We start from the raw sequence: 20716 nt of genomic DNA, 5'->3' as shown, positions 1-20716 counted from the left end.
GCTGTACATACTGCATATCCGTCGGCGCCGTCGAGTTACGCATCGCGTGGAATTGCGTATTCCGTTCGGCCGGTACGTATCCCGGTACGTATTCGCCCGGAACGTTGACAGGGGGGCGCGGCGGGCGATACTGGTGTGTCCGCACGCGGGTACGACGGGGGGTTGCGGTGCCGACTGGAGTTTTGCTGCACCGGGAAACGGAGCTGGCGGAGCTGGCGCGCGCGGTGGCCGGGGCGGCCGCCGGCCGGTCCGCGGTCGTGCTGGTCAGGGGCGCGCGCGGGGCCGGGAAGAGCGCGCTGCTGCGGGCCGCGCTGGCCCGGCTGCCGGAGGGCGCGGTGGTGCTGCGGGCCCGATGTCACGACAACGAGCGGGACTTTCCGTACGGCGTGGTGCGTCAGCTCTTCGATCCCTTCATGCGCATGACAACCAGTGGGGCGCCAAGCCTGCAGTTCCTGGGCGAATCACCCGGGGAATTCCCCGGGGCGGCCCTCGCCGGAGATCTGCCGGACGCCCTCGGAAGAGCCCTTCCGGCGGGTTCCGAAAACGTCGGCAACGGGCGCGAAAGGGTGCTGAACGACCTTTTCCACGCGGCCCGCTCGCTCACCGCCCGGACCCCCGTCGTGATGGCCGTGGACGACCTCCACCTGGCCGACGAGGAGTCCCGCCAGTGGTTCTCCTACCTCGCCCGCCGGCTCGACGGCCTGCCCGTCGCCCTGCTCGCCAGCACCGCCGACGAGGCCGCCGACCCGCTCGCCGCCGAACTCGCCGCCCTGCGCCACGCCCGCACCCTCACCCCCGGCCCGCTCTGCGACAGCTGCGTGGCCGAGCGGGTCGCCGAGGAGTTCGACGCCCCGGTCGACCCGGAACTCGCCGCCGTCTGCCACGACCTCTCCCGCGGCAACCCGCTGGTGGTCGAGGAGCTCACCGCCCGGCTGGCCGCCGCCCGGATCAACCCCGGCTCGCCCGACCTCGACAAGGTCCGCCGGATCGGCGCCGGCACCCTCGCCGACACCACCCTCAGCTGGCTGCGGCAGAGCCACCCCCGGGCCGCCGAACTGCTCACCGGCCTCGCCGTCCTGGGCACCGGGGCCGACCTCGCCACCGCCGCCCTGCTGACCGGCCAGGGCGAACTCCTCGCCGACGAGGCCCGGGAGGCGCTGCACCGCACCGACCTGATCGAACCCGGCCCGCCGGAGACCTTCCGGCACGAGCTGGTCCGCACCGCCGTGCTGGCCCGCACCGACCCGCGCGTCCTGGTCGCCCTGCACGAGCGGGCCGCCGCCCTGCTCGCCCGGCTCGGCGCCCCCGCCGCCCGCACCGCCGAACACCTGATGTCCTCCGGCACCACCGGGCTGGACTGGGCCGTCCCCGTCCTGCGCACCGCCGCCCGGGACGCCGCCGCCGACGGCCACTGGGACGACGCCGCCCGCTACCTCCAGCGCGCCCTCGCCGACGCCGCCGACCCGGAGCTGGTCCGCTCGCTCACCGGGCAGCTCGGCACCGTCGAACTCCACCGCGACGTGGCCGCCGCCGCCCGCTGCGCCGCCGGCCTCGCCGCCACCCCCGACCCGGCCGAACGGGCCCGGCTGCTCCGGCCGTTCGCCGGGCCGGTGCTCGCCCTCGGTTCGGCCGGCGCCGCCGCCGTCCCGTTCGCCGAGGCCGCCGCGGCGCTCGCCGCCACCCCCGGCCCCCCGGCCGAACTGCTGCTGCCGCTCGCCGCCCAGGCCGCCCTCACCGGCCGGCGCACCGCCCTGCGGCCCGCCCTGGCCGCGCTGCGCGCCGAGCCGGCCGAGCCCGCCGGCACCGCCCTGCTCGGGGCGCTGGCCGCGCTGGCCGCCGCCGGGGGCCAGCCCCGTACGGCGGTGCGGCTGGCCGGGCGCTGCGTGCGCCGGGTCTCGCCCGCCGAGGCCGGTACGGAGGTGCTGGGCGCGGCGATGGCCTACGCCTGGACGGGACGGCTGGACGAGGCGGCCGCCTGGGCCGGCCGGGCGGTCCGCTCCGCCCGGCGCTGGAACCACCGCGGCGAACTGGCCCTCGCCCTGCTGGCCCGCTCCGACATCGCCCACCGGCAGGGCCGGCCGGACGCCGCCCTCGCCGACGCCGAGCAGGCCGCCGACCTGGCCCGGCAGATCCGGGCCGAGGACCTCGCGGGCGCCGCGCTGGCGCTGGCCGTCCGGGCCCGGCTGCGCCGCGGCCTGCCGGTGGACGCCGCCGCGCTGGCCGGGGTCGACCTGCCCGCCGAGGCGCACCCGCTGCTGCGCGCGGTGCTGCTGGAGGCCCGCGGCCTGGTCGCCGCGCACCGCGGCGACCACCAGCAGGCGCTGCGGCTCTTCCTGGAGTGCGGCCACCAGCTGGCCGCCCGCGGCGTGGCCGATCCGGCCTGCGTGCCGTGGCGCGCCCACGCGGCCCAGGCCTACCAGGCGCTCGGCGAGCACGCCGCCGCCCGGACCATCGCGGCCGACCCGCTGCCCGGCGGCGACGCCCGGCCGCGCCCGGCCGAGGAGCGCGGCGGCCCGGCGATCGGCACCCGGGACGCCGGTCCGGTCCGGCTGACCCCGAGCGAACGCCGGGTCACCGAGCTGGTGCTGCAGGGCCTGAGCAACCTGGAGGTGGCCGAGCGGCTCTGCCTCAGCAAGCGCACGGTGGACACCCACCTGGGCCGGATCTACCGCAAGCTGGCGATCAAGGGCCGGCCCGAACTGGGCGCCGCGGTCAAGGCGTTGTGACCGTGGCCGCGGGCCGGGCGGGCCGTCCGACGCGCCCGGCCGGCTCAGCCCGCCGCCACCAGCCCGAACTCCGCGCCCCACGGGTCCCGCAGGACCGGCGGCTCGTCCGAGTCCGGCCGCACCAGCCGGGCGCCCAGCCGGACCGCCCGGTGGACGGCGTCCGCCGGGTCGGCCGCGCCGAAGTGCGGCAGCCAGCACGGACGGCCCTGGTCGCTCTCCACCACGCGGGCGTGGGCGAAGCCGTCCAGGGTGAACTCCCCTTCCGCGCCGAGCCGGTAGCCGAACAGCGGCCCGTAGAACGCCTCGGCCTGGATGGCGGACGGCACCCGCAGCTCGTGGCCGCAGATCGCGCCCGGCTCGTCGGCGAGCACCACGCCCTCGGCCCGGGCGCCCTCCCAGAAGCCGACCGTGACCCCGGAGGAGTCGACGGCGAGCAGCAGCCGGCCGTTCTCCCCGGCGGGCACCGGGGGCATCACCACGCGTCCGCCCAGCCGGCCGACCTGGACGCAGCAGTGCTCCGCGTCCTTGGTCGCCAGGTAGACGTTCCACGCGGCCTGCGGCGGCAGCCCGACCGGTGCGGCGCCGAACCCGCCGATGACCTCCCCGCCCAGCACGGCCAGTTGGTAGTCCGGCGACTCGGTGACGAACTCCCAGCCGAACAGCGCCGCGTAGAACTCCCGGCTGCCGCTCAGATCGGGAGTGATGCAGTCAGCCCAGCACGGTGCGCCGATGGCATAGCCGGTACGTCGAGGCACGAGTCGTCCTTCTCCTTGGTCATGGCGTGATCGATCAGTCCGGCGGCCTCCTCCGCCCCGCTCACGCCGGGCAGGTGCAGGCAGTGGGTCGGTGCGTCGGCGAGCAGTCCCGAGGACCCGGCCGGCCAGGTCCTGGTGGTGAACTCCCATGGTGCCAGCCGCACTTCCTCGTCGTCGCTGCGGCACAGCCGGACCAGCGCCGGCGGGGCCAGCCGGGCCCGGACCGGGACGACCGGGCCGAGGCTCTCCGGCCGCACCAGCAGGACCTCGCCGCCGACCGGCGAGGTGACGGTGCGCCAGGTGCCGTCCGGCAGTCCGGCGCCGCGCAGCCAGGCCGCGGCCGGCCCGCGCGCCTCCAGCGGCGCGAGGTAGGGCAGGACGTGCCCGGTGCGGCGGTCCAGCACCAGCAGTCGTCCGGAGACGAACTCCCAGGAGCGCTGCGCCAGCGCGGCGCCCACGTTGGCCTGCTCCGAGTACGGTCCGCCGAGCAGCGCCACGGTGGCGCCGCCCTTGGCCAGCACCACGGCGGGGGCCAGGCAGAACCGGTCCTGGAGGGCCGCGAACGGCGGCACCGCGCCCGGGACGTTGCCCCAGCCCCGGAAGGTGCGGCGCAGCAATGGCGTTCCGTCACTGCGGCGCACCAGGAAATCGCCGGGCGCGTCCTTCCCCGGTGAACGGGAGAATTCCACCCGCAGTTGGTCGGGGTCCCGGGAAATCCCGGTGAGGTGCGGCCCGAAATGGAACGAGATCTCGTCGCGGTCGGCCTGGACGAGGGCGATCTCCGAGCCGAAGAAGTCCAGCACGATCGGTTCGATAACCGGCACTGTCGCTCCTGGCGGATTGTTGCACGTTCAATTTATGCGGCGGTCCGGAGTTCCGCCGACGGGCCTTCCCCGCCGTCCGGCCGGACTGCTCGTCGGCCGGTGGTGGCGGGGACGGCGTCAGGTGCCGTGGCCTGCGGAAGCGGCCGTCAGTTCCAGTGCCAGTCGGCCGGGGTCGCGGCACCCTGGAGCATCTCCGACCGGGACGCGCGGAGGTGGGCGGTGAGGCCGTTCGTGAACTGCTGCACCGAGGCCGTGGCCGGGCCGACGGCCGGTGCGGAGCCCGGCGTGGCGTACGCGGCACCGGCCAGGACGCCACCGGCGAAGGCGGCGGCGACGGCGGAGACGGCGGCGGTACAGGCGAGCTTGCGGTAGGAAAGCAGCATGAGGGTCCCCCAGGACGAAGTGCGGTGCGGAAGCGGGTGCCGGCCAATTCACCGACCTGATCGGTCGGCCGTCGGTGATGACGGTCCGTAATCATCGGCGGGCCCGGTCGGGGAGCTCGCGGCTTCCCGACAACCGAAAGTCTGGAGGATGCCGAGGGCCGCCGGAAGGTGTTCGGGGCGGCAGGAAGATCGCGGTGGCACCTTGGTGCCATTGCCTTCTCATTACCCTTATCCCGGCCGGTCGATCCGGAGCCCCGAAAGAAACGCTTCCGCAGTTGTCCTGACCTGCCCGTCCTGGCATGATCGGGCAGCGGACTTGTCCGGCCGAGCGCCGGGAAACCGGTACCGGCTGCGGGGGAGTGGTGCGCCGATGACGCGGGGGATCGACGATGCCGCGCAGGCGGTCTATCGACTGATGCTGACGGATCCTCAGCTGGATGTCGAGGGGTTGGCCGACAGACTCGGCCTCGGCGGGGCGCAGGTCCGTGCCGCGCTCGACCAGCTCGCCGACCTGCGGCTGCTCCGCCCCTCCGAGGTCGAGGCCCCGGGCACGCCCTCCGGCGGCCTGCGGCCGGTCGACCCGCGGGTCGGACTGCCGGCCCTGCTGCGGTACTACGAATCCGTCCAGCAGCGCGCCCAGCTGGAGTTCGAGCGGCGCCAGGCCGAGATCTCCGGCATGCTCGCCCAGTTCCGCGACGAGTCGGCCGAGGACAGCCAGCTGGAGCGACTGCTCGGCATGGCCACCGTGGCGGCGCGGATGGAGGAGCTGGTCAGCTCGGTCCAGGACGAACTGCTCACCTTCGCGCCCGGCCGCGCCCGGCCCGCCGCCTCCCTCCAGGCCAGCCGCCCCGACAACGAGGAGCTGCTGGCCCGCGGGGTGTCGATGCGCACCGTCTACCTGGACGCGGTGCGCAAGGACCGGGCCACCGTCCTGCACGCCGAGTGGCTCACCGGCCTCGGCTGCGAGGTGCGCACCGTGCCCGCGCTGCCGCTGCGGATGCTGGTCATCGACCGGCGGGTCGCCCTGGTCCCGATCGACCCCGCCAACACCCTCAAGGGTGCCGTCCAGATCTCGTCACCGGGCGTGCTCACCGCCCTGGTCTCGCTCTTCGACCAGACCTGGTCCGACGCCACCCCCTTCGGCGCCCCGCGCGAGCGCGACGAGGAGGGCCTCACCCGCCAGGAGCAGGAGCTGCTGCGCCTGCTCGGCCAGGGCTACACCGACGAGGCGGCCGGCAAGCACCTCGGCATCTCGCTGCGCACCACCCGCCGGATGATGGCCGACCTGATGGACCGGCTCGGCGCCCGCAGCCGCTTCGAGGCCGGTCTGCTCGCCGGCCGGCGCGGCTGGCTCTGAGCCCGTCGCGCCCCGCCCCGACCGACCTCCGCACCGGCCCGCCCGGGCCGGCGCCGGAGCCCGCCGGAATCAGCCCTTTTCGGATGTTCTGTGACGGGATCGTCCCGTGACCGCCGGGGTGGTTGGTGCACCGGGGGTCGGTGATCACCTTCGATCTCCATATGATCGGAAGCCACGATGGTCGGTCTGTACCGACCTTCGTACGTACAACCAGGGAGCGGTTCGGGTCGTCTCCCTGAGTGCGGTGCGCCAGATCGTCCGGGGCGTCGCTTCCGTCGGTGAAAGGTACGCGCATGGCAGGTCGCAGGGGCGAGAGCCCGGCTCAGGGCGAGGACGCGCCCGGGGCACTCCCCGAGGACGGTGCGGCGGGCGGCGTGCCCGGGCCGCGCTCCGGCGGCCGGGCCGAGGCCCGCCGCGCCGCCCAGGGCAAGGGCGGCGGCCGGGCGGACGGCGGCTCCGGAACCTCCGGCGGCGCGGGCGGCGCGGGCGGACGGGCGGCGGCGCGGCGAGGCGCCAAGCCCAAGAAGAACGTGAAGAAGATCGTCGCCTGGTCCGCGGCCGGCGTGCTGGTGCTGATCGCGGGCGCCGGCGGCGCGATCTACTACAAGCTGAACGCCAACATCAAGTCCTTCGACGCCGACGCGATAGCCACCGACCGCCCGCCCGAGGCCAAGGCCGACGCGGACGGCAACAAGCCGGTGAACGTGCTGCTGATCGGCTCCGACAGCCGCGGCGGCAACAACTCCGACCTCGGCGGCGGCGAGGACGGCGGCGCCCGCTCGGACACCACGATCCTGCTGCACGTCTACGCCGACCACAAGCACGCCGTGGGCATCTCGATCCCGCGCAACGCGATCGTGCCGATCCCCTCCTGCAAGCTCCCCAACGGCAAGTGGACCAAGGGCGGCAACGACCTGTTCAACGCCGCCTTCTCGGTCGGCGGCAGCGACGGCGGCAACCCGGCCTGCACCCAGAACACGGTGGAGAAGGTGACCGGCATCCGGGTCGACCACACCATGGTGGTCGACTTCAACGGCTTCTCCGCGATGACCAAGGCCGTCAACGGCGTGGACGTCTGCCTGCCGAAGGCGATCTACGAGGGCGACATCAACCCCAACCTGCACAAGAAGGGCAACCTCGTCCTCCCGCAGGGCAAGCAGTCCGTCCAGGGGCAGCAGGCGCTCGACTACGTCCGGCTGCGGCACGGCATCGGCGACGGCTCCGACATCGGCCGGATGAAGCGCCAGCAGGCCTTCATGAGCTCGCTCGCCACCAAGATGAAGAAGGAGGGGCTCAGCCCCACCAACCTGCTGCCGCTGGCCGACGCGGCCACCAAGTCGCTGACCGTCGACCCGGGGCTGGACTCCGCGGACAAGCTGCTCTCCTTCGGCCTGTCGTTGAAGAACATCGACATGCACGACCTCAAGTTCGTGACCGCGCCCTGGCGCTACCGCACCCAGGACGCCAACATCGACCTGGTCCAGCCGGACTCCAACAAGCTCTGGGAGACCCTCAAGGCCGACCAGACCATCGACGGCCAGAACGCCACCGGCCAGCAGCCGGACGCCGGCGCCAGCCCGAGCGCCGCCCCCCAGCCGACCGCGGCCGCCACCTCCGCCGCGGCGGCCGCGGACGCCTCCAACGCCTCGGTCAAGGTCGCGGTCTACAACGGCACGGCCGTCAACGGCCTGGCCGGCAAGGCGACCGACCTGCTCAAGGGCGCCAAGTACTCGGCCAGTACGGCGGGTCAGGCGGCCAGCACCAAGTACAAGACCACCACCATCGAGTACGGCTCCAGCCAGAAGGCGAACGCCGAGAAGCTCGCCGCGCTGTTCCCGGGCGCCAGCCTGGAGCCCGGCAGCTCCCGCGGCATCTCGTTGATCGTCGGCCAGGACTTCGCCGCGGCCAACGGCATGGGGGCCGGCGCGTCCGCCGCCGCCACCCCCGGCGCCCAGACGCCCGCGCAGCCGCTGCCCACCACCGTCACCAACGACGCCCGCTCGGCGGACGACGACATCTGCGCCAACACCACCTACGGCAGCGGCGGCTGATCCCACCCGCCGGACGACCGGCCGGACCGACCGCACGGCCCCCGGAGCGCGTGGCCCCGGGGGTCGTGCCATGGTGGCGGTAGCGGGGGGCCCACCGGTCGCCGGCACCGAAAGGGCGGACCCCATGCCCGAGATCGCCATGCAGTTCGACATCGCCGCCTCCCGGGACGCCGTCCTGGCCGCGCTCAACACGCACGACGGGCTGACCGGCTGGTGGACCACCGGGGTGGGCCGCGAGGGCGAGGTGCTGCTGTTCGACTTCCCCGGGGTCCCCGAGCCGTTCCGGCTGCGCCGCGAGCGGGCCGACCGGGACCGGGTGCTGTGGGCCAACACCGGGGCCTTCCCGCCGCACTGGGCCGGCACCTGGATCAGCTGGGAGCTCGCCGACCGGCCCGGCGACCCGGGCCGCACCCGGCTGCTGTTCCGGCACGGCGGCTGGCAGCCGGGCAGCGAGGAGGGCGTCCCGATGGTGGCCGGCACCTGGGCCGAACTGCTGGTCCGGCTCAAGGACTACGCGCAGAGCGGCAAGGCGCAGCCGCTGTTCGTCACCGCCCTGCGCCACGACGAGGAGTGACCGCCCGGCCACCGTCCGGCCGCCACCGGGCCGCCGTCCCGCCACCGGTCGCCCACCAGGGCGCCGCCCGGTGGCGGGAACGCGGCGCCGGGCTGAGGGTGGGCGGTGTACCGCCGTCGTACCGCCGTCCGCGCGGACGGCGGTACCGGTCGGGCCGGGCCCGCCCGCCCGCCCGACGACCCCAGCCGGCCACCACCGCCTCCGGGAGGCCCAGCGATGCCCCTAGTGACCGATCCGTACCAGCCCGGCACCCCGTGCTGGATCGACCTGATGGCGAGCGACCAGCAGGCCGCGCTCGACTTCTACCGCGACCTGTTCGGCTGGCAGGGCGAGCTCGGCCCGGCCGAGTTCGGCGGTTACGCCGTGTGCACCCTCAACGGCCGCCCGGTCGCCGGGATCATGGCGCGGTCCGCGCCCGAGGGCCAGCCGCTGCCGCCGGTCGGCTGGACCACCTACCTGGCCTCGGACGACGCCGACGCGGCCGGCGCCGCCATCACCGGGGCCGGCGGCACGGTGGTCTACCCGCCGATGGACGTCGGCACGGTCGGCCGAATGCTGGTCGCCGCCGACCCGACCGGCGCGGTGTTCGGGGTCTGGCAGGCGATGGACTTCATCGGCGCGGGCGTCGTCAACGAGCCCGGCGCGCTGGTCTGGAACGAGCTGAACACCACCGACACCGAGGCGGCCGGCCGCTTCTACCAGCCGGCCCTCGGACTGCGCCCGGCCACCATCCAGGGCATGGACGGCTACTACTCGCTGAACGTCGGCGACCGCACGGTGGGCGGCATGCAGGCGGTCCCCGGGTACCTGGAGTCCGGCACCCCCTCGCACTGGATGGCGTACTTCTCGGTGGACGACGCCGACTCCACGGTGGACGCCCTGGTCAAGGCCGGCGGTTCGGTGCTCCAGCCGCCGTTCGACATGCAGTCCGGCCGGATGGCCGTGGTCAGGGACCCGCAGGGCGCGCTGTTCGCCGTCGTCCAGTCGCCCGAGGCGCAGATGCCGGACTCGCCGTAACCGCCGCCCCCGGACGCGGTGGGCGACCGGATGCCGCCCTTCCGGCGACGCGCCGCCGGGAATGGGCGGCATCCCCCGCGTTCCCGGGGCAGACTGCACCCATGCTGGGGCTACCGGACGACATCCGCGCTTTCCTCTTCGACCTCGACGGGGTGCTCACCCGGACCGCGACCGTGCACGCCGCGGCCTGGAAGGACACCTTCGACGCCTTCCTGCGCGCCGAAGCCGCCCGCACCGGCGGGCCGTTCGTCCCCTTCGACGCCGTCACCGACTACGACACCTACGTGGACGGCCGCCCGCGCCTGGACGGCACCCGGGCCTTCCTGCGGAGCCGGGGCATCGACCTGCCCGAGGGCACCGAGGACGACCCGCCGAACACCCGCACCGTGCAGGGCGTCAGCCGGGCCAAGAACGACACCGTGCTGCGGCTGATCCGCGAGCAGGGCGTCGCCCCGTACGAGGGCTCGGTCGCCTACGTGCACCGGCTGCGCGCGCTGGGACTGCCCCGCGCGGTGGTCTCCTCCAGCGCCAACTGCCGGGACGTGCTGCGCTCGGCGGGCATCCTGGACCTCTTCGACGTGATCGTGGACGGCGTGGTCGCCAAGCAGCGGTCCCTGCCCGGCAAGCCCGCCCCGGACACCTACCTGTACGCCGCCCGCGAGCTGGGCGTCGAGCCCGCGCACGCCGCCGTCTTCGAGGACGCGCTGGCCGGGGTCGCCTCCGGCCGGGCCGGCGGCTTCGGCGCGGTGGTCGGGGTCAACCGCACCGGGCAGGCCGCCGAACTGCGCCGCGACGGCGCCACCGTGGTCGTCGACGACCTCGCCGAGCTGCTGTCGGACGACGAGGGGGCGACGTCATGAGTCCCGCCGACAACTTCGCCATCGACCCCTGGCAGATCACCGAACACGGCCTGGACCCGGCCTCGTTGGCCCGCGCCGAGTCCGTCTTCGCGCTCTCCAACGGCCACATCGGCCTGCGCGCCAACCTGGACGAGGGTGAGCCGCACGGCCTGCCCGGCACCTACCTCAACGGCGTCTTCGAACTGCGGCCGCTGCCCTACGGCGAGGGCGGCTACGGCTACCCGGAGTCCAGCCAGAGCGTCATCAACATCACCAACGGCAAGATCATCCGGCTGCTGGTGGACGACGAGCCCTTCGACCTGCGCTACGGCGAACTGGTCGGCCACACCCGCTGGTTGGACTTCCGCGAGGGACTGCTGCACCGCGAGTGCGAATGGACCTCCCCGGCCGGGCGGACCATCCGGGTGCGCTCCTCCCGGCTGGTCTCGCTCACCCAACGGGCCATCGCCGCCGTGGAGTACACCGTCGAGGCGGTGGACGGGCCGGTGCGGATCGTGCTCCAGTCCGAACTGGTCGCCAACGAGCAGCTGCCCGGCGGCCCCGAGGGGGACCCGCGGGCCGCCGCCGTGCTGGAGGCGCCGCTGCAGGCCGAGGCGCACCACGCGAGCGGCACCAAGGCCGTCCTGGTGCACCGCACCCGGTTCAGCGGCATCCGGGTCGCCGCCGGGATGGACCACGTCATCGAGGGCCCGGAGCGGCTGGACACCGTCGCCGAGGCCGAGGCCGACCACTGCCGGATCAGCGTCACCACCGTGCTCGCCCCCGGACAGCGGCTGCGGCTGGTCAAGTTCATGTCCTACGGCTGGTCCGGCACCCGCTCGTTGCCCGCCGTCCGGGACCAGGTCGAGGCCGCGCTGAACGCCGCCCGGTACACCGGCTGGGACGGCCTGGTCGCCGAACAGGCCGACTACCTCAGGGAGTTCTGGGAGACCAGCGACGTCGAGATCGAGGGCGACGTCGAACTCCAGCAGGCCGTCCGGTTCGCCGTCTTCCACGTCCTCCAGGCCGGCGCCCGCAGCGAGGAACGCGCCATCCCCGCCAAGGGGTTGACCGGCCCGGGCTACGACGGGCACAGCTTCTGGGACACCGAGACCTTCGTCCTGCCGGTGCTCACCTACTGCCTGCCCGGCGCCGTCAACCAGGCCCTGCGCTGGCGGCACACCACGCTCCCGCTGGCCCGCGAACGCGCCGCCCAACTCGGCCTGGCCGGAGCCGTGTTCCCCTGGCGGACGATCCGCGGCGAGGAGTGCTCCGGGTACTGGCCGGCCGGCACCGCGGCCTTCCACATCGGCGCCGACATCGCCGCCGCCGTGGCCCGCTACGTCCGGGCCACCGGGGACGCGGAGTTCGAGCGCGAGTACGGCCTCGAACTCCTGGTGGAGACCGCCCGGATGTGGCGCTCGCTCGGCCACCACGACAGCGCCGGCCGGTTCCGGATCGAGGGCGTCACCGGCCCCGACGAGTACAGCGCCGTCGCCGACAACAACGTCTACACCAACCTGATGGCGCAGACGAACCTGCGCGCCGCCGCCGAGGCCGCCGTCCGCCACCCGCGCGAGGCCGACGCGCTCGGCGTGGACACCGAGGAGACCGCCGCCTGGCGCGACGCCGCCGCCGCGATGTACGTCCCGTACGACGCGGACCTCGGCGTCCACCCCCAGGCCGACGGCTTCACCCACCACCAGGTCTGGGACTTCGAGGGCACCCCGCCGGAGAAGTACCCGCTGCTGCTGCACTACCCGTACTTCGACCTGTACCGCAAGCAGGTGGTCAAGCAGGCCGACCTGGTGCTCGCCATGCAGGTCCGCGGCGACGCCTTCACCGACGAGCAGAAGGCCCGCAACTTCGCCTACTACGAGCGGCTCACCGTCCGGGACTCCTCGCTCTCCGCCTGCACCCAGGCGGTGATCGCCGCCGAGGTCGGACAGCTCGACCTCGCCTACGACTACACCGCCGAGGCCGCCCTGATGGACCTCCACGACCTCGGCGGCAACACCCGCGACGGCCTGCACATGGCCTCGCTCGCCGGGGCCTGCATCGCCCTGGTGGCCGGCTTCGGCGGGCTGCGCGACCACGGGGAGACGCTGGACTTCCGGCCCCGGCTGCCCTCCGGGCTGATGCGGCTGAGCTTCTCGCTGCTGGTCCGCGGCCACCTGCTCGGCGTCCGGATCACCCACGAGGGCACCACCTACACCCTGCGCCGCGGCGAGGTGATCCACCTGCGGCACGACGGCGAGACGGTCCAGGTCAAGGCCGGCACCCCGGTCACCCTGCCCACCACCGTCCCGCCCGCCCAGGAGCGCTGCGCCCAGCCCCCGGGGCGCGAGCCGGCCCGCCGCCAGCCCCAGGCGGGCCTGGTGGCCGGCAAGCTCGGCCAGCAGGACCACCTGGCGGCGGAGTAGCCGCGCCGGTCGCTCGCCTGTTCGGGCCCGCTCCGGATGCGGGGCGGGCCCGCACCTCGGAGGGTGGGCACGTCCGGTGACAACCGGCGCCCGGCCGAGCCCGGCGCCCGGCGAAGGGGTGCGCCCGTGGCGGCGGTGGCCGAACAGATGGTGGAGGTGCTCCGGCAGGCCGGGGTGGAGCGGGTCTACGGCGTCGTCGGGGACAGCCTCAACCCGGTCGTCGACGCGATCCGCCGGGCGGACGGCATCGGCTGGGTGCACGTGCGCAACGAGGAGGCCGGTGCCTTCGCGGCCGCCGCCGAGGCCGAGCTCAGCGGCCGGCTGGCGGTCTGCGCCGGCTCCTGCGGCCCCGGCAACACCCACCTGATCCAGGGCCTGTACGACGCCCAGCGCAGCGGCCTGCCGGTGCTCGCGCTGGCCTCGCACATCCCGTCCGGGCAGATCGGCACCGGCTTCTTCCAGGAGACCCACCCCGAGCGGGTGTTCACCGACTGCAGCAACTGGTGCGAGATGCTCTCCACCCCCGCCCAGCTGCCCCGGCTGCTGCGGGTCGGCATCCAGCACGCGCTGGGTTCGCACGGCGTCTCGGTGCTCGCCTTCCCCGGGGACGTCGCAGCCCTGCCCGCCGCCGGGCCGACCGGCAGCAGCCACTTCCTCACCGAGCAGGCGGTGGCCGCGCCGCCCTGGTCCCAGGTGCGGGAGCTGGCCCGGCTGCTGAACGCGGCCCGCCGGGTCACCCTGTTCTGCGGTGCCGGGGTGCGCGGTGCGCACGCCGAGGTGATGGCGGTCGCCGAGGCGCTGCACGCGCCGGTCGGGCACTCGCTGCGCGGCAAGGAGTGGATCCAGTTCGACAACCCGTACGACGTCGGGATGAGCGGACTGCTCGGCTACGGCGCCTGCCACGAGGCGCTGCACTCCGCCGACCTGGTGCTGCTGCTCGGCACCGACTTCCCGTACGACTCCTTCCTGCCGCAGGCGCACACCGTCCAGGTCGACCACGACGCGACCAGGCTGGGCCGGCGCACCGCCCTGGAGCTGGCCGTGCACGGCGACGTCGCGGCCACCCTGCGGGCCGTCCTGCCGCTGCTGGAGGCGAAGCCGGACCGCTCCTTCCTGGACGGCCTGCTGCGCAAGCACTGCAAGTCGCTGGAGGACGTGATCGGCGCCTACACCCGGGACATCGAGAAGCACCTGCCGATCCACCCGGAGTACGTCGCCTCGGTGCTGGACGACGTCGCCGCCGAGGACGCGGTGTTCACCGTGGACACCGGGATGAACAACGTCTGGGCCGCCCGCTACCTCCGGCCGAACGGCCGCCGCCGGGTGATCGGCTCCTTCCTGCACGGCTCGATGGCGAACGCCCTCCCGCACGCGATCGGCGCCCAACTCGCCTGCCCCGGGCGGCAGGTGATCGCGATGGCGGGCGACGGCGGGATCGGCATGCTGCTCGGCGAACTGCTCACGGTGGCCAAGCACCGGCTGCCGGTGAAGACGGTGGTCCTCAACAACGGCGCGCTCGGCATGATCAAGCTGGAGATGCTGGTCTCCGGCTACCCGGAGTACGAGATCGACAACGGGGACGTGGACTACGCGGGCATCGCCCGGGCGATGGGCATCCCGGCCAAGCGGGTCACCGAGCCGGCCAGGGTCCGGGAGGTGCTGGCGGAGGCGCTGGAACGGCCCGGACCGGCCCTGGTGGACGTGGTCACCGACCCCAACGCGCTGTCCATCCCGCCGCGGATCACCGCCGCCCAGGTGAAGGGCTTCGCGCTGGCCGCCGGGCGGACGGTGCTGTCCGGCGGGGTCGGGCGGATGGTCGACCTGGCGCGCAGCAACCTGCGGAACATCCCCCGGCCGTGAGCCCCCTCGGAGCGGTTTGCCCCTGAGGCAAGTTTCTTGCCCCTGCGGCAGGGCGGGTGTCCACTGGACGCATGAGCAGCAGCACCACCGGTGCCACCGGCACTCCCGCCGACGACGGCCGGCTCGACGACCAGGAGGTCGCCGGCCTCGCCGCCCGCCTCCGCGAGCACCGGCTCAGCAGCCGCCTCACCCTGGAGGTCGCCGCGGGCCGGATCGGCCTCTCCCCAGCCTATCTGTCCCGGCTGGAGACCGGCCGCCGCCAGCCCTCGCTGCCCGTCCTGCTCGGCCTGGCCCGCGCCTACGGCACCTCGGTCTCCGGGCTGCTCGGCGAGGCCCTGGTCGAACCGGACCCGGTGGTCCGCGGCGGCGCCATCGAGCCCGGCCGGGCCGGCGGCTGGGGCTACCGCCGGGCCGGCGCCCCCGGCCGCGCCATGCAGGCCCTACGGGTGTTCGTCCCGCCGGGCGTCCAGGACGAGGTGGTCCGGGTCCACCCCGGCGAGGAGTGGCTGTACGTCCTGCGCGGGGAACTGCGGGTCACCCTCGGCGACCGCGTCCACCACCTCGCCCCCGGCGACTCCGCGCACTACGACTCGCTCACCCCGCACTGCATCGCCGCCGCATCCGGCACCGGCGTCGAACTGCTCTTCGTCCACACCCTGTTGCAGAGCCCCGGCGGCGAACTCTGCCTCGGCGGCGGCCCCGCCGCGAGCCACTGACCAGCCGTCAGAACACCTCGGAGGAGATCACCATGGCCGATCCCACCACCGCCGACACCGCCGCCGCCACCACCGGTGCCGTCGGTGCCCCCGACACCGCCGCCGGCCCGAAGACCGTCGACGCCGGCAAGTGGGCCAACAAGCGGGTCTACCACCGCCTGGTGATCTACACCGTGGGCTGCCACCTCTTCGCCGGGTTCATCATCCTGCTGTTCGAACTGGGCACCCGCAACAAGTAGGTGACCCCACCTGCCGGGCGTCCGTCTCCGCCCCCGTCGGAGGCGGGCGCCCGTCCGACCGCCCGGCGCGGTCAGGCGTCGCGGAGCACTCGGCAGAGGGCCTCCAGGGCCGCCGGGAAGGCGTGCTCCGGCGGGGACCCGTAGCCGATCACCAGCGCGGGCCCGGTCTCCTGCTCCGCCCCCGGCGTCGCCGGGTCGGCGCGGTGCCGGTCGAGGCCGCTGAGGGCCAGTCCGGCGGCCTCGGCGCGGGCCAGCAGCTCCGCCTCCGGCGTCGCGCCGGGCGGGAGTTGCAGGACGGCGTGCAGTCCGGCCGCGATGCCGGTGATCTCGACCTGCGGGGCGTGCTCGGCGAGCGCGGCGACCAGCCGGTCCCGGCGGCGCCGGTAGTGCAGCCGGCAGCGCCGCACGTGCCGGTCGTACGTCCCCGAGGTGATCAGCTCGGCCAGGGTCAGCTGGTCCAGCACCGGGGACATCGTGTCCGCGAGCACCTTCGACCGGGCGACCGGTTCGACCAGCGCGTCCGGCAGGGCCAGCCAGGCCAGCCGCAGGCCCGGGGCCAGGCTCTTGGCGGCGGTGCCCGCGTACACCACCCGCTCCGGGTCGAGGGCCTGCATCGCGCCGAGCGGCTGCCGGTCGTAGCGGAACTCGCCGTCGTAGTCGTCCTCGATCACGTACCGGTCCTGCTCGCGCGCCCACCGCACCGCGGCCGCCCGCCGGTCGGCGGACAGCGGCGCGCCGGTCGGGAACTGGTGGGCGGGGGTGAGCAGGGCGGCGGCGGGGCCGGCGTCCAGCCGGTCGACCAGCGCGCCCTCGCAGTCCAGCGGCAGCGGGACGGTCGCCAGCCCGGCGGCCCGCACCACGGCGTGCTGCGGCGGCAGCCCGTACGCCTCCACCGCGAGCGAACGGGCCCCGCGCTCCTTCAACGCCGCGCACAGCAGCCCCAGGCCCTGCTGGAAGCCGCTGCACACGAGCAGGTGGTCCGGGTCGGTGCGGACCCCGCGGACCCGGGCCAGGTAGTCGGTCAGCGCCTCGCGCAGTTCGATCCGGCCCAGCGGGCTGCCGTAGCCGAACGCGTCGTGCGGTGCGGTGGCGAGGGCCCGGCGGGCCGCGGCCAGCCAGGCGTTGCGGGGGAACAGCGAGAGGTCGGGCCGCCCGGACATCAGGTCGTGCCGGACGCTCGGCCGCCGCCCCCCGGCGGGCGCGGACCGCGTGCCCCGCACCGGCACGGCCCGCCGCGCGACGGTGGTGCCGGACCCCTGCCGCGAGCTGAGCCACCCCTCGGCGGCGAGCTGCCCGTACGCCTCGACCACCGTGTTGCGGGCGATCCCGAGGTCCTCCCCGAGCGCCCGCGAGGACGGCAGCCGCGTCCCGGGCGCCAGCCGCCCGTCCTGCACCGCCTCGCGCAGCGCGTCCTCCAGCGCCGCCCGCAGCCCGGCGCCGGCAGCACGCCGCCCGGTGAGGTCCAGATGCAGATCGCCGCCGAAGGCGGTCCAGGAGCCGTTCACGGGCCCCATTCTCGCCTGTCGCGGCGGGTGCCGATGTGCTCGAAGCGGTGGCCGTCCTCCCTCGGGTTCGGCAGAATCGGGTGGGGTCGTCGGGGCTGGTGGGGCCGGTCGGGCCGGTGGGACCGTCGGGGTGGGCGGTCGGTGTCCGTCATCGATCCGACGGGTGCCGAGACGAGGATGTGACAGATGGGCGAGGAGAACTCCGGAGCGGAGCTTCTGGCCGCGCGGTTCGAGGCGGAGCGGCCCCAACTGCGGTCCGTGGCCTACCGGATGCTGGGCTCGGTCGCCGAGGCGGAGGACGCCGTCCAGGAGGCGTGGTTCAGGCTGAGCCGCGGTGACACGGGCGAGCTGCGCAACCTCGGGGCCTGGCTGACCACGGTGGTCGGCCGGATCTGTCTGGACCAGCTGCGCTCCCGGGCCTCCCGGCGGGAGGACCCGCTGCCCGAGCAGGAGGGGCGGGTGCGGCTGCCGGATCCGGTGGTGAGCGGGTCGGCGGCGCTGGACCCGGTGCACGGGATCCTGGTCGCGGACTCGGTGGGCATCGCGCTGATGGTGGTGCTGGAGACGCTCTCCCCGGCGGAGCGGGTGGCCTTCGTGCTGCACGACCTGTTCGACGTGCCCTTCGACGGGATCGCCGAGGTGCTCGGCCGGACCGCCGCCTCGACCCGCCAACTGGCCAGCCGCGCCCGCCGCCGGGTGCAGGGCGCCACCCCGGCCGGAGACACCGACGACGGGCTCAAGCGCACGGTGGTGGAGGCCTTCCTGGCCGCCGCCCGGGGCGGGGACTTCGACGCCCTGCTGACGGTGCTGGACCCGGAGGTGGTGGCCCGGTCCGACGGCGGCCCGCTGGTGCCGAGCGTGCTGCGCCGGGGCGCGGCCGAGGTCGCCGCCCAGGCGATCGCCTTCGCCCGGTTCGCCGCCGACGGGCGCCTGGTGCTGGTCAACGGCTCGCCCGGCGTGGTGTCCTTCGCCGGGGGCCGCCCGCTGTCGGTCATGTCCTTCACGATCCACCGCGGCCGGATCACCGGACTGGACGTCCTCACCGACCCGGACCGGCTGGCCGCCCTGGGGCTCACCGGGTAGAACGCCCGCGGGCCGTACGGCAGTTCGCCGTACGGCCCGCGGGTTGTCGTCGGTGCGCCGTCGGTGCGCCGTCGGTCAGCCCAGGCCGCCGGTGGCCCGGAGGTTCTGCCCGGTGACCCAGCGGGCGTCCGGCCCGGCCAGGAAGGCGACCACGTCGGCGATGTCCTCGGGCTGTCCGAGCCGGCGCAGCGGGGTCAGGCCCGCGACCCGGTCGAGCGCCTCGGGCGGGTTGGCGGCACGCAGCAGGTCGGTGTCGGTGGCGCCGGGGGAGACGGTGTTGACGGTGATGCCGCGCGGGCCGAGTTCGGCCGCGGCGACGGCGGTGAGCTGTTCGACGGCGCCCTTGCTGGCGGCGTACGCGGCGATGCCGGGGACGGGGCGCACGGTGTTCACGCTGGATATGTTGACGATCCGTCCGCCCTCGCGCATCCGGCGGGCCGCGTAGCGGACCGTGGTGAACACGGCGCGGGTGTTGACGGCCAGGACGGCGTCGAAGGCCGTGTCGTCGAGGTCCGCGAGCGGGGTGGGGGTGAAGGACCGCGCGGCGTTGTTCACCAGGATGTCCAGCCCGCCGAGCCGCTCCTCGGCCGTGGCCATCAGCCGCTCGGCGGCGCCCGGTTCGGCGAGGTCGGCCGGTACGGCCCAGGCGCGTCCGCCGCCCGCCGCCACCGCGTCGACCACCGCCTCGGCGGCCGCCCGGTCGGTGGCGTAGCCGAGGACGACGTCCGCGCCCTCGCGCGCCAGCCGCTCGACGATCGCCCGTCCGATGCCCCGCGAGCCGCCCGTGACGACCGCCGCCCTGCCCTCGGCCACCCTGCGCACCTGTCCTGCCGCCGTTCCTGCCACCGTTCCACCTCTCGCGAAGTCGCCTGTCCTGCCGGTGACATGGTCGCCGAGGCGGCTGTTCGGTGCGCGGGATTTCCGGCGGGGCCGACTGTGGGCTGTCGGAGCCGCGGGAGGGGGGCTCAGATCGAGAGGTAGATCGCGCTGCCGAGGCCGGCCAGGAAGCAGTACACCGCGAACGGGGTCAGGCTGCGGGTCTCGAAGTACTTGGTGAGGAAGCGCACCGAGATGTAGCCGGCCACGAAGGCGGCGACGCTGCCGGCCGCGACCGGGCCGAGCACGGAGGAGTTCTCCGGCTTGAACAGCTCGGGCACCTTCAGCACCGAGGCGGCCAGGATGACCGGGGTGGCGAGCAGGAAGGAGAACCGGGCGGCGTCCTCGTGGTGCAGCCCGCGCAGGATGCCGGCGCTCATGGTGACGCCGGAGCGGCTGATGCCGGGGAACAGCGCGAGGATCTGGGCGGCGCCGATCCAGGCGCCCTGGCCGTAGCCGAGCCTGGTCAGCCGGACGTCGGAGGCGGTCGCCGGGTCGAGGCCGGGCTCGTCGACGGGGGCGGCGTACCCGGCCCGGCGGCGGCCGCTGCCGCCGCGCTTGAGCCGTTCGGCGCCGAGCAGCACCAGGCCGTTGAGGGCGAGGAATACCGCGGCGGGCAGCGGCTTGCCGAGGGCGTGCCGCAGGGCCTTCTCCAGCACGAGTCCGGCCACGCCGACCGGGATGGTGGAGATGATGAGCAGCCAGGTGAGCTTCTCGTCCCGGGTCTGCACCCGGCGGTGCCGGATCGAGCTGACCAGGCCGCTGACCACCCGGACCCAGTCCCGCCGGAAGAACACCACCAGGGCGAGCGCGGTGGCCAGGTGCAGGGCGACCAGCGCGGCGAGGTAGGGGGAGCCGTCGGCGGTCATGTCGAGGTCCTGCTGGATCTTCCCGCCGAGCACGGCCGGAAGCAGGATGCTGTGGCCCAGGCTGGAGACCGGGAAGAGTTCCGTCACACCCTGCAGCAGGCCGACGCCTATCGCTTCCGGGTAGGTCAGGGTGGACATCGCGCACCTTCGCTCGGGGGTCTGCGGCCGCCCGATCCCGGTGGCCACCGCGAAGCTACTACGGGCATGTAGACGCCTGGCAGGCCCGCTCCCAGAAGTTCATCGAGCGTATGTCCGGGCGTCACCGGGCCCGGACTCAGCCGAACAGCGCGCCGGCCAGGGCGCCCAGCAGACTGCCGAACGGCACGCTCCGGTGCACGGCGGCGCCGAGCAGCAGACCGGCGGTCGCGGCGAGCGGGACGCCCAGCAGCGGCAGGGCGACGGCCAGCAGGGCGGACCGGCGGGGCGTGCGGGGCGGGCGGTCCATCGGGCGCCTCCTACGGGGGCGAGGGGTCGACGGAGCCCTACGATGCAGCCTCCCGCAGCGTCAGCTTCAAGTCCTTTTCCGGGACCCGGTCCGGACGTACGTCCGTCTCGGACGTCCGGATCGCTCGCGGGCGGCCGGCCGGGACGTACGTCCGTCTCGGACGTCCGTGTCGGT

The 20716-nt window shown here is 74.7% G+C and carries 18 protein-coding genes; 11 read left to right on the top strand and 7 right to left on the bottom strand.

Translation table 11 applies throughout. From position 1 onward, the window contains the following. Positions 1 to 167 precede the first annotated feature (167 nt). Complete coding sequence (locus tag ACFY2K_RS33630; RefSeq protein WP_387716432.1) at positions 168 to 2726, top strand: AAA family ATPase; 2559 nt, start codon at positions 168 to 170, stop codon at positions 2724 to 2726. Between the two features lie 44 nt (positions 2727 to 2770). Here the strand turns inward: ACFY2K_RS33630 and ACFY2K_RS33625 are convergent, their stop codons facing one another. The 3 genes from ACFY2K_RS33625 to ACFY2K_RS33615 form a co-directional block, all read right to left on the bottom strand. Then, positions 2771 to 3481, bottom strand: coding sequence for a VOC family protein (locus ACFY2K_RS33625; RefSeq protein WP_387716430.1), 711 nt, complete (start codon positions 3479 to 3481; stop codon positions 2771 to 2773). Then, positions 3415 to 4305 (bottom strand): hypothetical protein, encoded by an 891-nt coding sequence (locus tag ACFY2K_RS33620; protein WP_380532888.1) that lies wholly within the window; start codon positions 4303 to 4305, stop codon positions 3415 to 3417. The genes ACFY2K_RS33625 and ACFY2K_RS33620 overlap by 67 nt, the downstream gene beginning before the upstream one ends. A 146-nt stretch (positions 4306 to 4451) precedes the next feature. Further along, on the bottom strand, positions 4452 to 4688 hold the full coding sequence (locus ACFY2K_RS33615) for a hypothetical protein (protein ID WP_375892852.1): 237 nt from the start codon (positions 4686 to 4688) through the stop codon (positions 4452 to 4454). Positions 4689 to 5058: 370 nt separating this feature from the next. Between ACFY2K_RS33615 and ACFY2K_RS33610 the strand changes: the two genes are divergently transcribed. The 9 genes from ACFY2K_RS33610 (at position 5059) to ACFY2K_RS33570 (ending at position 15764) form a co-directional block, all read left to right on the top strand. After that, entirely contained in the window at positions 5059 to 6045 is a 987-nt protein-coding gene (locus tag ACFY2K_RS33610) for a LuxR C-terminal-related transcriptional regulator (RefSeq protein WP_375892854.1), read from the top strand. A gap of 293 nt (positions 6046 to 6338) precedes the next feature. Continuing rightward, entirely contained in the window at positions 6339 to 8096 is a 1758-nt protein-coding gene (locus tag ACFY2K_RS33605) for an LCP family protein (protein WP_387716427.1), read from the top strand. A 124-nt stretch (positions 8097 to 8220) separates the two neighbouring features. Continuing rightward, positions 8221 to 8670 (top strand): SRPBCC domain-containing protein, encoded by a 450-nt coding sequence (locus ACFY2K_RS33600; RefSeq protein ID WP_375892858.1) that lies wholly within the window; start codon positions 8221 to 8223, stop codon positions 8668 to 8670. A 216-nt stretch (positions 8671 to 8886) separates the two neighbouring features. Continuing rightward, positions 8887 to 9687: a VOC family protein gene (locus ACFY2K_RS33595; RefSeq protein ID WP_380530977.1), complete on the top strand. Its 801-nt coding sequence runs from the start codon at positions 8887 to 8889 to the stop codon at positions 9685 to 9687. Positions 9688 to 9788: 101 nt separating this feature from the next. Further along, entirely contained in the window at positions 9789 to 10547 is a 759-nt protein-coding gene (locus tag ACFY2K_RS33590) for an HAD family hydrolase (protein ID WP_380530979.1), read from the top strand. Then, on the top strand, positions 10544 to 12949 hold the full coding sequence (locus tag ACFY2K_RS33585) for a glycoside hydrolase family 65 protein (protein ID WP_380530982.1): 2406 nt from the start codon (positions 10544 to 10546) through the stop codon (positions 12947 to 12949). Before ACFY2K_RS33590 ends, ACFY2K_RS33585 begins: the two co-directional genes overlap by 4 nt. Before the next feature lie 126 nt (positions 12950 to 13075). Further along, positions 13076 to 14809 (top strand): pyruvate dehydrogenase, encoded by a 1734-nt coding sequence (locus tag ACFY2K_RS33580; RefSeq protein ID WP_387716424.1) that lies wholly within the window; start codon positions 13076 to 13078, stop codon positions 14807 to 14809. Positions 14810 to 14880: 71 nt separating this feature from the next. Beyond that, entirely contained in the window at positions 14881 to 15525 is a 645-nt protein-coding gene (locus tag ACFY2K_RS33575; RefSeq protein ID WP_375892867.1) for a helix-turn-helix domain-containing protein, read from the top strand. A gap of 32 nt (positions 15526 to 15557) precedes the next feature. Beyond that, a complete protein-coding gene (locus tag ACFY2K_RS33570) occupies positions 15558 to 15764 on the top strand; it encodes a DUF6126 family protein (RefSeq protein ID WP_380530986.1) in 207 nt (68 codons plus the stop codon). Positions 15765 to 15835: 71 nt separating this feature from the next. Here ACFY2K_RS33570 and ACFY2K_RS33565 read toward each other — a convergent pair whose 3' ends face one another. Further along, complete coding sequence (locus ACFY2K_RS33565; protein WP_375892870.1) at positions 15836 to 17269, bottom strand: PLP-dependent aminotransferase family protein; 1434 nt, start codon at positions 17267 to 17269, stop codon at positions 15836 to 15838. A 186-nt stretch (positions 17270 to 17455) separates the two neighbouring features. Between ACFY2K_RS33565 and ACFY2K_RS33560 the strand changes: the two genes are divergently transcribed. Then, positions 17456 to 18352 (top strand): sigma-70 family RNA polymerase sigma factor, encoded by an 897-nt coding sequence (locus tag ACFY2K_RS33560; RefSeq protein ID WP_380530989.1) that lies wholly within the window; start codon positions 17456 to 17458, stop codon positions 18350 to 18352. 75 nt (positions 18353 to 18427) lie between these two features. Here ACFY2K_RS33560 and ACFY2K_RS33555 read toward each other — a convergent pair whose 3' ends face one another. The 3 genes from ACFY2K_RS33555 to ACFY2K_RS33545 form a co-directional block, all read right to left on the bottom strand. Continuing rightward, the gene (locus ACFY2K_RS33555) at positions 18428 to 19165 is read right to left on the bottom strand and encodes a glucose 1-dehydrogenase (protein ID WP_387716421.1); all 738 of its coding nucleotides are present in this window, start codon (positions 19163 to 19165) and stop codon (positions 18428 to 18430) included. Between the two features lie 152 nt (positions 19166 to 19317). Beyond that, positions 19318 to 20235, bottom strand: coding sequence for an undecaprenyl-diphosphate phosphatase (locus tag ACFY2K_RS33550; RefSeq protein ID WP_375892876.1), 918 nt, complete (start codon positions 20233 to 20235; stop codon positions 19318 to 19320). 136 nt (positions 20236 to 20371) lie between these two features. Next, positions 20372 to 20542 carry a hypothetical protein gene (locus ACFY2K_RS33545; RefSeq protein ID WP_380530997.1) on the bottom strand — a complete coding sequence of 57 codons (171 nt, stop codon included), beginning with the start codon at positions 20540 to 20542 and terminating at the stop codon, positions 20372 to 20374. Positions 20543 to 20716 lie beyond the last annotated feature (174 nt).

This window comes from Kitasatospora sp. NPDC001309, assembly GCF_042896295.1.
In the GTDB taxonomy this organism is placed as follows: Bacteria; Actinomycetota; Actinomycetes; order Streptomycetales; family Streptomycetaceae; genus Kitasatospora.
The sequence above is the reverse complement of the archived record's forward strand: the minus strand, read 5'-3'. Positions and strand labels throughout refer to the sequence as shown.